We start from the raw sequence: 10,571 nt of genomic DNA on the forward strand, positions 1-10,571 counted from the left end.
AGCCGGCCGTCGTATCGAGATCAGGGGGGAGACATGATCGGACGTCGAGCATCAATCATTTGTCTGCTGGTATCGGGGTGGTCATTCGCCGACGAAACTAACGTTCGTATGCTTGCCGCGTCACGGGTTGTGATCTGACTCAGGAAGCTGAGGGTTGTTCGTGCTGAACATAAAAGCTGTACCGATTTTGCATTTTCCTCACGTCACGTCTGATCTAATCATGCCAGCAACGCATCATTCCCCATGTGTTGCCGAATCAGGTGTCGAGGTCATTGCCTCCGCCTGAGTAGCCCACCCCCCAATGGGCTCCCCTCAGCGGCCGTACGGCCGCTTTTTTTTGCGTTGCCGATGTTCTCAGCCGGTGCCGCGCGATTCACCGGGTGGTCATGATTCCGGTTTAACCTGCGAGGTTTAACCGCCACCCGCTTTCTGCCCCGTGATGAAGACCCCAGCGCTCGTCTGCTGCCTGCTCGCCGTGTCCGCCTGTGGTGTCAGCACCTCGCCTGAGTCGGCGGACGATGTCGTCCAGGTGCCCGGCGAGGGACAGAACCCGGACGAGCCGCATGACGAGACCGATGACGACCCGTCGCCCGTTGGCGATCTGGACCTGCCGCCGATCGCCAGTCTGACCGATGGCGAGTGGCTCGCCGGGGATTTGCACATCCATTCCGAGTACAGCGCCGATTCATCCAACAACCCGGTCGCGAAGATCATCGCACTGGCGGATGCGGTGGGGCTGCACTATCTCGGCATCAGTGACCACGACAATCATGTGGATGGCGCGGTGGCCGCCAACACCTGGGTCGATCCCGACTTTCTGGGCAGCCCGCTGATCATGCTTTACGGCGCGGAGTGGACCACGCATCGCGGTCACGGCAACACCTTCGCGGCCACGCCCTATGATCACCAGCGCTTCTACGATCGGCGTGACGACTACGACACCCGCATCGGCGCGCTCGCCGACGAACTGGGCGTTCACCTGTCCGCCAATCACCCGGCCGGGGGCGACAATTTCGGGTTCAGCTTCGACATCGTCGATTCGATCGAGGCCTGGAACTCGTCGATCTGGAGCCGGAACACCGGTGCCGTCGCGATCTGGGACGACATGCTCAAGTCCGGCCGGAACCTCACCGGTCGCGGCGGCAGCGACTCGCATCACGGCTACCCGGAGGGCGGAGAGACGCCCGGCTCGAACAGCTTCGAGGCCGCGGGCAACAACGTGGGCACGCCGACGACCTGGGTGTTCGCCACCGACCGGTCGGCCGACGCGGTCATCGACGCACTCGACAACGGGCGCGTCTCGATCAGCTCGAACCCCTACGCGCCGAGAGTCGAGTTCACCGCCGATCTGGATGCCGACGGCGTCGCGGACATGATGATGGGCGACAACGTCGTGCCCACCGGTGAACCGGTCACGTTCAGAATCGAACTGCTGGGCGGGTCGCCGGCGCTGCTGCCCTACACCGCCACGGTGATCAAGGACGGCAGCGAACTGACATCGCTGACCATCGGTCCGGTTGCCACGTCCGCCGAATTCACCGACACGCCCGCCTTCGGCGCGCGCAGTTACTACCGCGTGGAAGTGACCGGGCCGCAGGCGGTCTACCCGCAGGTGCCGGCCTCGTCGCTGCTCAGCGCGAACACCATCGCGCTGTCGAATCCGATCTATTTCAATTTCGATCCGGCGTACTGAGTGCTCCGCTACCTGCTTCACGTTTTCGTGAGCAGGCAACGCGTAACTTGACGCTGCCAGACGGTCGATTGGTCATGGGTGCCAGGGGTCAGGCCCGCTTCATGCTCTGAACCGGGCGCCAGCGTTTGTTGCCGTTCCTTGCCCCCCCTCTGATCGAGCGTTTTCCCACGGGCGTGGGTAGAATTCCCGTGGGGAGAACACGGACTGACGCGGCGGATGGGCGCCAGCGTCACCTCGTCCGGTGAGATTCAGGGATGACCCGTTCCCGTGTCGACGCGCACCGGGCATGCGCGTCCATTCCATGTGGTTCAGCACCAAGCAAAAGCATCAGATTCGACATGCCTGTTCTAGCCATCACCGCCGCCACTGCCACCAGCAGTCTGGGCACGGGTCTTCGCGCGCACGACGAGGCGCTGGCGTCGGGTCGTACCGGGCTTCGCCCGGCCAGCGACATCGCGGGCTATGAGCACGCGCCCGGCTGGCTGGGCGCGGTGGACGCGCTGGCCGACGTCGCGCTTCCGGAGGACCTGTCGGCTTTCGACTGCCGGAACAATCGGCTTGCATGGTTGGGCTTGCATCAGGACGGCTTCATTGAGCGCGTGCGCTCGGCGGTTGATCGCCACGGACCGGAACGGGTGGGCGTGTTCCTGGGAACCAGCACATCCGGGATCGCGCAGACCGAGCAGGCCTATCACCAGGCGGCGGACGGTTTCGAGCGTTTGCCCGGCTGGTATGACTACCAGCACACGCACAACGTGCATTCCGTCAGCGCATTTGTGGCGCGGGCGCTGGAGATAACCGGGTTCGCGGAGACCATCTCCACCGCTTGTTCGTCCAGCGCCAAGGTCTTTGCGGCCGCGGCACGAGCCATTCGCTCCGGGATTTGCGACGCCGCCGTTGTCGGCGGAGTGGACACGCTGTGTGAGACGACACTGTTCGGCTTTCATTCCCTGCAGCTGGTCTCCCCGAATGCCTGCCGCCCGGCTGACATCTTGCGAGACGGCATTTCCATCGGTGAGGCCGGCGGATTCGCGCTGGTCGAACGCGGCGAGGTCGACGCGCCGTGGTACCTGTTTGGCTACGGTGAAAGCAGCGATGCCCACCACATGTCGACGCCCGATCCGGAAGGGCGGGGAGCGCGGGCCGCGATGCATCAGGCGCTCGCGAGAGGTGCGTTGCCGCCCGACGCGGTGGACTACGTCAATCTGCACGGTACCGGCACACTGGCCAATGATCGCTCGGAAGCCCGGGCCGTCGCGGATTTGCTGGGCTCGCGGGTGCCGTGCAGTTCCACCAAGGGCTGGACCGGGCACTGCCTCGGTGCGGCCGGCATTCTCGAGGCGGTGATCGGTTTGCTGGTGCTCGACGCGGGGCGCGTTCCACAGAGCCTGAACACCGAATCGGTCGACCCCGAACTTGCGATTGATATTCCGCTGGAGCCCCGCGAGCGGCCGGTCCGTTCCGTGCTCAGCAACTCCTTCGGCTTTGGTGGCAGCAATTGCAGCCTGTTGCTGGGGGCGGCGGCGTGAGCGGCCTTTCCGCATCCATCGCGTCCGTCGGTGTGTTCGGGCCGGGCTGGGCGAACTGGGCGGCGTGCCGGGCGAGTCTGCGCGGTGATGCACCGGTGCCGGAGCTGGAACCCGTGGACGCGTATCCCCCGCCCACCGGTCTACCGAAAAACGAACGCCGCCGAACATCGCCGATCACCCGGATCAGCTTCGCGGCCTGTGAAGACGCGCTGGCTCAGCGGCCGGAGTTCGAGCGATCCGGCATCCGAAGCGTGTTTGCCTCCTGCAGCGGTGACATGGACATCGTCGACGACATCTGCCGGGCGCTGACCCGCGAGCCGATCGCGTTGTCGCCGACCCAGTTTCACAATTCGGTTCATAACGCGTCGGCAGGCTACTGGAGCATCGCCAACCATGCACGTGTGGCCTCGACAAGCCTGTCGGGGTATGACGCGAGTTTCGCGGCGGGTCTCGTGGAGGCAGTGCTGCAACTCGATGAGGACCCCGAGCAGCCCGTGCTGCTGGTCGCGTTTGACGTCGCGACCCGGCCGCCACTGTCGCTTGCGCGAGCGGTGCCGGTGCCCTTTGCGACCGCGCTGCTGCTGACCCGCGACCGTGTTGGCAGTCTGGGTCAGTTGCGGCTTGATCCCGCCGCGCCGCTGAGCGAGTCTGAATTGCAGGGAACACTGGAGACGCTGCGAACAGCCAACCCAGCGGCACGGGCATTGCCTTTGCTGGACCGGGTGGCACGCGAGGTCTCGGGTGAGGTGGTGACCCCGATGCCATCGGGGAAATGGGGGCTCAACATGACGTACACACCGGTGTCATGAACACGCGTTCGGAGGTATCGGGGCTTGGTGCATGGGTAGCGCCGGTCGGCGTTTCGCTGAATCGGGCCTGGCGCATCTTTGGGACCGGGGTGGCGTTTTCCGCGTTCGGCCTCGGTGGCATGTGTGTCGGTTTGTTCGTGTTTCCCCTGGTGGTCCTGCTCACGCGGGATCGGGAACGCATCCACCACCGCATGCAGTTCGTGATCCACTGCGTCATGCGCCTGTTTGTCGAGCTCATGCGCACGCTGCGCCTGATGACCTACTCCATCGAGGGCGCCGACAAGCTGCGCGAGCCGGGCCAGATCCTGATCGCCAATCATCCGACGCTGATCGATGTGGTCATGGTGCTCTCCCAGGTGCCCAGAACGAGCTGCCTGGTCAAGGATTCGCTCTTCCGCAATCCGTTCACGGCCGGGCCGGTGCGCTCGGCCGGCTACGTGCCGAACGTGGACTCGGCCCGTCTGGTCGATCGCTGCGCCGAGGTGCTGGGGGCGGGCGATTCTCTGATCATCTTCCCGGAAGGCACGCGGACACGACCGGGCGAGCCGGTGCGGTTGCAGCGTGGGACGGCGAACATCGCATTGCGGGCCCGCAAGCCGCTGCGACCGATCATCATCGATTGCCAGCCGAGCACGCTGACCAAGGGGCTGCCGTGGTACTCGGTGCCGTCCCGCCGGTTCCACATCACCTTGCGGGTCGGTGACCCCATCGACATCGAACCGTTTCTCGACCCGGAATCCAGTCGCGCGATCTCGGCGCGGCGGTTGACCGAATATCTGGAAGCCTTTCTTGAAAAGAACCGGCACGCACACCGCGAGGATTGAGCGGCCGGCCCTGTTTTGGAGCATGGAATGACACACCGCTGCGACGTCGCCGTGATCGGCGGAGGACCGGCCGGCTCGACGGCCGCGTACGCGCTGGCCAGCAAGGGATGGAACGTCGCGCTGTTCGAGAAGGAGCGACATCCGCGGTTTCACATCGGCGAATCACTGTTGCCGATGAATCAGCCGGTGTTTGAGCAGATCGGCGTGCTGGACGAGGTTCGGCGTATCGGTGTCTACAAACCCGGCGCGGAGTTCTACGACGTTGATCCGTCAAAACCCCCGCACCGCTTCTATTTCCGCGACGCGCTGGACAAGAACTTTCCCGACGCCTACCAGGTGCGCCGGGATCAGCTCGACGAGATGCTGCTGCGCAATTGCGAGCGCAATGGCGCGCGGGTTCACGAGGAAGCCCGGGTCACCGCGGTGGACTTCGCCGCCGACGGCAGCGGTGCGACGCTCGCGGTCCAGCCGCGGGACGGCGACACCCAGACCTGGTCGGCCCGCTACGTGGTCGATGCCTCCGGTCGTGATGCACTGCTGGGCGGCAAGTTCGGGCTCAAGCGCAAGAACATGCGGCATGCCAGTGCCGCCATCTTCGGCCACTTCGAGGGCGTGCCACGCAATCCGGGGCCGGAGGCCGGTCTGATCAGCGTCTGCTGGTTCGAACACGGCTGGATCTGGTTCATTCCGTTGCCCGACGGCCTGATGAGCGTGGGCGCGGTTTGCAGCCCGGCCTATCTGAAGACCCGGCGTGGCAGCACCGAGGCGTTTCTCGCCGAGACCATCGCTTTGACACCACCCCACGTGCGCCAGCGCATGGCCGACGCGCGGCTTGTGGGCGAGGTTCGCGCGGCCGGCAACTACTCGTACCAGTGCTCCCGGATGTGCATCCCCGGGGCGATCCTGATCGGCGACGCCTGGGCGTTCGTGGACCCGGTGTTCTCCAGTGGCGTGCTGCTGGGGATGCGCGGCGCATTGCGCGGGGCTGACTACGTGGACGCCGAACTGCGTGGTGCGCCCGAGGCCGCTGGGCTGCGCAAGACCTTCGAGCAGGTCTCGCGTCGCAGCGTCAGGGATTTCACCTGGATGATCGCCCGCTTCAATTCACCGGGCATCCGCCATCTGTTCACGAACCCCGGCAATCCCTGGCGGGTTCAGGAGGCCGTCACCTCGCTGTTGGCCGGCGATCTGGAACGGGACAACGGCGTGCGGCCCAGGCTGATGTTCTTTCGGGGGCTGTACTACTTCTTCAGTTGCCTGCAATTGCCCAGCGCCATGCGGGAGTGGATGCGGCGCCGTGCCCGGGTTCGGGTGTTGCTCAATCAGGATGCCGGCGCGGCCCCGGAGTCGTGAATCAGGCGGCGGGCTGCGCCGCGCTGTAGGCGTTGATGTGGTCGACCAGCACGTCCGGCGTCGGGTAGCACATCTCGCCGGTTTTCGTGTCCACCGCGACTTGCGTGGTGGAGGCCTTGGTCAGCAGCTCGCCGGTCTCGGCGTTTTCGATTCTGTAGCCGAGCTTGAACCGGAATTCCGTTTCCTCGATCCGGACCAGAATGCGAATCCGGTCGCCGAAGGTGCAACCCTTGCTGTAGCGGACTTTCAGATCGACGATGGGCCACGCATAACCCGAGTCGTACATGTCGAGGTAGGTGTAGCCGATGCGTTCCAGGAGCTCGCAGCGTGCGATTTCCATGTAGCGGATGTAGTGGCCGTGCCAGGTCACGCCCATCATGTCGGCGTCGTGAAACGGGACGGTCAGCAGGGTTTCGTGTTCAATCATGCGCAGGCGCGCGCGGCGCGTGTTGTGATGGGGCCGGAACGGTAGAATCGACGGTTATCACCTTATCGAATTGTTCGTGCAATGCAGAGTTCACTGTCCCAGTCGGAACTGGATATCGCCACCCTTCTGGTGGAAACCCTCAACCTGGAGGACGAATCGCCCGACGATATCGACCCGGAGGCGGCGTTGTTCGGCGCTGACGAGGAGGGGCTGGGGCTGGATTCCATCGACGCACTGGAGATCGCTCAGGCGATTGCCCAGAAATACGATGTGCACATCCGCGCCGACGATGCCCGCAACAAGGAAATCTTCCGTTCCTTGCGGTCGCTGACGGAGTTCGTGGTCGCCGGCAAGAGCTGACATGCGCGCCCTTTGGCTCGCCTATCCGGTGCTGGTGCACGCGGCCATCGTCACCGAGTCCAGGGGGCTTTATGCGGCGGCGCTGATTCTGTTGCTCGTCATGAGCCTGTCCGGTGCGCTGCTGCGCCGGCGGCTCTGGGCGATGGCCGCCATCGCCGCCGGGTCCGCGGCGCTGATCTGGGTCAGCGTCTCCGGGCTGGCCATCTACTTTCTCTACCTTCCTCCGGTGCTGATCAACGGCTTTCTCTGCGTGTTTTTCGCGCAGAGTCTGGCCCGGGGGCGCACCCCGGTCATTTCGTTCATGGCGCGGCAGATTCGAGGCGAGGACCTGCCACCGCCGCTGCTGCGTTATACGCACAAGCTGACTGCGTTCTGGGCGTTGTTCTTCGCCGCGATGGGATTGATCAGCATCGTGCTCGCCATTTGGGCCAGCAACGAGGTCTGGTCACTGTTCACGAACTTCATCAGCTACCTGATCGTGGCCGCGGTGTTCATCCTCGAGTTCGGCCTGCGCCGGTTGATTGTCCCCGGTGAGGAGCACACCTCGATCCGGAACTATCTTCGGGGTCTGGCCAGGACCGACGTGCGGGGTCTGCGGTGAGCGTTTCGGGCGGCTGGATACGTCCGGATGGCACGCTGGTTTCAGTCGCGGCGGCCGCTGATCGGGCGGCGCGGCTGGCGGCGACGCTACCGCCGCGGCCGCTGCTGAATCTGTGCGGTGACCGTCTGGATTTCGCGACGACGCTGCTGGCCGCCGCCTTTCGGCGTCAGCCGTGCCTGCTGCCCGCCGCCGACACGTCGGGGGCGCTGGCCGCCGTGCATGCGAGCTACCCCGACGCGGCCGAGATGCGCGAGGTCGACCTGGAGGTGACGGACGGCCGGATGCCGGGCTGGCTGGATCGAATCGCCCACGATGACGAGGCCACCGTTACCTATACATCCGGTAGCACCGGCACGCCCAAGCCCGTCGCCAAGACCTGGCGCCTGCTGCTCGGCGATGCCACATGTCTGGTCGCCGCGCTGCATCGCCATGGCGTATCCGCCGGAGTCGGCATTGTCGCCACGGTGCCGCCTCAGCACATGTACGGTCTGGAGACCACGCTGCTCACGGCTTTGACGGGGCCTTTCCGGGTGCATGTGGGGCGGCCGTTCTTTCCCGCCGATATCGCGGCGGCGCTCCGCTGCGTGGACGGGCCGAGGATGCTGGTCAGCACGCCGGTACATCTCAAGGCGCTGATGAACAGCGACATCGAGCTGCCCCCCGTCGAGAACGTGATCTCGGCGGCGGCACCACTGGCGCCGGATCTGGCGGAGCGATTGCGTGATCGGCTGGATTGTCGGGTGATCGAGATCTATGGCAGCACTGAAACCGGCGCCGTCGCCAGCCGTGAGCCCTGCTCGGAGGCGGAATGGACCTTGTTTCCCGGTATTCGTGTCGGGCTGTCCGACCCGCCCGTATTGAGTAGCGCCCACCTGCCGGCCGGCACGGTCTTGCAGGATCGGGTGGACGTTCTGTCGCCGGAGCGTTTCCGTTTGCTGGGTCGTCCGGATGACATGCTCAAGGTCGCGGGCAAGCGCTATTCGAAGCAGGCGCTGACGGACGCGCTGCTGGCGGTGGACGGTGTAGAGGATGCGGCCGTGGCGACGCTCGATGCGGAGGATCGCGTGGCCGCGGTGGTGGTCGCCCCCGGTCTGGTCGCCGCCGACGTGCGCAGGGCCCTGGCCCGGCAGGTGGACCCGGTCTTCATCCCACGGCCGCTGCGCTGTGTCGATACGATTCCCAAGACGCCGACCGGAAAACCGGCGATGGGCGAGCTGCGCAAGCTGCTCGCGGAGCGCCAGGGATCGTGATCAGTCTGTTTCGGCGGTCATGGATGGCGGTGTCGCTGGTGCTGGCATCGACATCGTTGTGGGCGGCCGATCTGGACGCGGTGACCAGCCGGTTGTCTACCGAGCCGCTGGTCACCGGTGAATTCGTGCAGCGGCGCGAGGTTGCGTCGCTGCCGTTCCCGCTGATGTCGACCGGCGAGTTCGTGCTGCTGCGCGACGAGGGGCTTTACTGGCATGTGCTGACGCCGGCCGAGTCCGAATTGCGGATTCGAGACGGCGAGGTGCAGGAGCGGATCGGAGGCGACGCCGCGGCGTGGACCAGCCCGCCGCTCGGTCGCCAGGGCAACCGCATGACGGCCAGCCTGCTGACGGACCTGCTGGCGGGCCGCTTCCTGGCGCTGGATCGCCTGTTCGAACTGGCGGTGGAGTCGGGGGAGGCCGCATGGACGGTGCGATTGACACCGCGGTCCGCGGCCTACGCACGGTTCGTCCGGACGATCGAAGTCGAAGGAGGCCGTCATGTGCGGCGAGTCCGGCTGAGTCATGACGACGGGGAATCCACCACCATCGAGCTGGAGACCGAGGCTCCCCGCGAACTGACGCCGAGGGAGCGCGGCATCCTGGAATGATCAGGGGCGCAGCCGGATGAACGAAGAGCCAGGTCGAACTCCGCGTTTCGGGCTGCAACACGGCGATCTGGATCGTGTCCGCAGACCCTGATCGGCTGTTTCGGGGCGCCGGATTGCCGATCTGGCTGGGCGTGATGGCGGTATCGGTCATCGCCTCCGTGGTTGCCTGGGTCGGTGGTCAGCACATCGAAACGGACATCCGTCGGGCATTCGGTGACGGTTCGCCGCAAACCGAACTGGATCGCTGGCTGGACGTACAGGTCGGGGCGGCGCTGGGCGAGACCGTGGTGCTGATCGGGCATTCCGATCGTGCGGCGTTGCGTGATGCCGTGGGGGCGGCGCGGGCCTTCATCGCGGGAAGCCCCGTGCTGAGCGACGAGGGTTCCGCGTTCCGGCTGCCGCCGGGGCAGTCGCTGCTGGCCCATCGCGGGTATCTGCTGTCCCCCGATGATCAGGCGCGCCTGGGTGACGTGGCCGCGGCGGCGCTGGCGGCCGAGGCGCTGCGACGGGCGTACTCGCCGACCGGGATGGCGTCGGCGTTCGGTTGGGATGCCGATCCGTTCGGTACGCTGGGGCGATTCGCGACGAGTCGCTGGCCGCAGGTCGGCTTCGAGATGGATGGTGACACGCCGGTGAAGCGGCGTGACGGTCTGGACTGGGCCGTGTTGCGGCTGCGTTCCGACGCTCGGAGCTTTGGACTGGACGGCGCGAGCCGGACCGTCGCTGCGCTGGATGAACTGGCGAAAGCCGTGGCCGCCCGCTCGCCCGACGCGCGCTATCTGGATCTCAGCATCAGTCGCCACACCCACCGTGCCGCGGAGCAGTCGAAGCGAGAGATCAGCAGGATCGGTCTGGTCTCCATCGTTGCCATCCTGTTCCTGCTGACGGGGCTGTTCCGGCATCCGGTGCCGTTCGCGCTGACGGTGTTCAGCGTCGCGTCGGGCATGCTGGTCGGTTTCGCGGCCGTCAGCGTGATCTTCGGTGAGCTGCATCTGATCGCCATGGTGTTCGGTGCGGCGCTGATCGGCGTCGCGGTCGACTACGCGCTGCACCTGCTGATCGCGGATGGCGATGGGCGGCAGCGAGTACGAGCGGTGCTTCCCGGCGTTTCGCTTGG

At 65.7% G+C, this 10,571-nt stretch carries 11 protein-coding genes; 10 read left to right on the top strand and 1 reads right to left on the bottom strand.

The features are described 5' to 3' along the window. Positions 1 to 439: 439 nt before the first annotated feature. The 5 genes from ABNS06_RS12735 to ABNS06_RS12755 all read left to right on the top strand — a co-directional run bounded on the left by ABNS06_RS12735 (position 440) and on the right by ABNS06_RS12755 (position 6,208). The gene (locus ABNS06_RS12735; protein ID WP_348674982.1) at positions 440 to 1,693 is read left to right on the top strand and encodes a CehA/McbA family metallohydrolase; all 1,254 of its coding nucleotides are present in this window, start codon (positions 440 to 442) and stop codon (positions 1,691 to 1,693) included. Between the two features lie 338 nt (positions 1,694 to 2,031). Beyond that, positions 2,032 to 3,222 carry a beta-ketoacyl-[acyl-carrier-protein] synthase family protein gene (locus ABNS06_RS12740; RefSeq protein WP_348674972.1) on the top strand — a complete coding sequence of 397 codons (1,191 nt, stop codon included), beginning with the start codon at positions 2,032 to 2,034 and terminating at the stop codon, positions 3,220 to 3,222. After that, positions 3,219 to 4,031, top strand: coding sequence for a beta-ketoacyl synthase chain length factor (locus ABNS06_RS12745; protein WP_348674973.1), 813 nt, complete (start codon positions 3,219 to 3,221; stop codon positions 4,029 to 4,031). The genes ABNS06_RS12740 and ABNS06_RS12745 overlap by 4 nt, the downstream gene beginning before the upstream one ends. Next, positions 4,028 to 4,855, top strand: coding sequence for a lysophospholipid acyltransferase family protein (locus tag ABNS06_RS12750; RefSeq protein ID WP_348674974.1), 828 nt, complete (start codon positions 4,028 to 4,030; stop codon positions 4,853 to 4,855). The genes ABNS06_RS12745 and ABNS06_RS12750 overlap by 4 nt, the downstream gene beginning before the upstream one ends. Positions 4,856 to 4,882: 27 nt before the next feature. Continuing rightward, positions 4,883 to 6,208, top strand: a complete 1,326-nt coding sequence (locus ABNS06_RS12755; protein ID WP_348674975.1) for an NAD(P)/FAD-dependent oxidoreductase — start codon at positions 4,883 to 4,885, stop codon at positions 6,206 to 6,208. Position 6,209: 1 nt separating this feature from the next. Here the strand turns inward: ABNS06_RS12755 and ABNS06_RS12760 are convergent, their stop codons facing one another. Then, positions 6,210 to 6,635, bottom strand: a complete 426-nt coding sequence (locus ABNS06_RS12760) for a thioesterase family protein (RefSeq protein ID WP_348674976.1) — start codon at positions 6,633 to 6,635, stop codon at positions 6,210 to 6,212. Positions 6,636 to 6,716: 81 nt separating this feature from the next. On the opposite strand from ABNS06_RS12760, the gene ABNS06_RS12765 reads away from it, so the two are divergent. The 5 genes from ABNS06_RS12765 to ABNS06_RS12785 form a co-directional block, all read left to right on the top strand. After that, positions 6,717 to 6,995 carry a phosphopantetheine-binding protein gene (locus ABNS06_RS12765; protein ID WP_348674977.1) on the top strand — a complete coding sequence of 93 codons (279 nt, stop codon included), beginning with the start codon at positions 6,717 to 6,719 and terminating at the stop codon, positions 6,993 to 6,995. Position 6,996: 1 nt separating this feature from the next. Next, entirely contained in the window at positions 6,997 to 7,596 is a 600-nt protein-coding gene (locus tag ABNS06_RS12770) for a hypothetical protein (protein ID WP_348674978.1), read from the top strand. Beyond that, the gene (locus ABNS06_RS12775; protein ID WP_348674979.1) at positions 7,593 to 8,846 is read left to right on the top strand and encodes an AMP-binding protein; all 1,254 of its coding nucleotides are present in this window, start codon (positions 7,593 to 7,595) and stop codon (positions 8,844 to 8,846) included. Before ABNS06_RS12770 ends, ABNS06_RS12775 begins: the two co-directional genes overlap by 4 nt. After that, a complete protein-coding gene (locus ABNS06_RS12780) occupies positions 8,843 to 9,454 on the top strand; it encodes an outer membrane lipoprotein carrier protein LolA (RefSeq protein WP_348674980.1) in 612 nt (203 codons plus the stop codon). Before ABNS06_RS12775 ends, ABNS06_RS12780 begins: the two co-directional genes overlap by 4 nt. 74 nt (positions 9,455 to 9,528) lie before the next feature. After that, positions 9,529 to 10,571: hypothetical protein (locus tag ABNS06_RS12785; protein WP_348674981.1), on the top strand; the 1,043-nt coding region annotated here is incomplete at its 3' end.

It is taken from the genome of uncultured Abyssibacter sp., from assembly GCF_964000955.1.
GTDB lineage: Bacteria > Pseudomonadota > Gammaproteobacteria > Nevskiales > OUC007 > Abyssibacter.

Bases quoted from the DNA above. Each gene is read 5' to 3' on its own strand.
- ABNS06_RS12765 (WP_348674977.1), top strand. From the start codon at position 6,717: ATGCAGAGTTCACTGTCCCAGTCGGAACTGGATATCGCCACCCTTCTG.
- ABNS06_RS12750 (WP_348674974.1), top strand. From the start codon at position 4,028: ATGAACACGCGTTCGGAGGTATCGGGGCTTGGTGCATGGGTAGCGCCG.
- ABNS06_RS12755 (WP_348674975.1), top strand. From the start codon at position 4,883: ATGACACACCGCTGCGACGTCGCCGTGATCGGCGGAGGACCGGCCGGC.
- ABNS06_RS12770 (WP_348674978.1), top strand. From the start codon at position 6,997: ATGCGCGCCCTTTGGCTCGCCTATCCGGTGCTGGTGCACGCGGCCATC.
- ABNS06_RS12735 (WP_348674982.1), top strand. From the start codon at position 440: ATGAAGACCCCAGCGCTCGTCTGCTGCCTGCTCGCCGTGTCCGCCTGT.
- ABNS06_RS12760 (WP_348674976.1), bottom strand. From the start codon at position 6,635: ATGATTGAACACGAAACCCTGCTGACCGTCCCGTTTCACGACGCCGAC.
- ABNS06_RS12740 (WP_348674972.1), top strand. From the start codon at position 2,032: ATGCCTGTTCTAGCCATCACCGCCGCCACTGCCACCAGCAGTCTGGGC.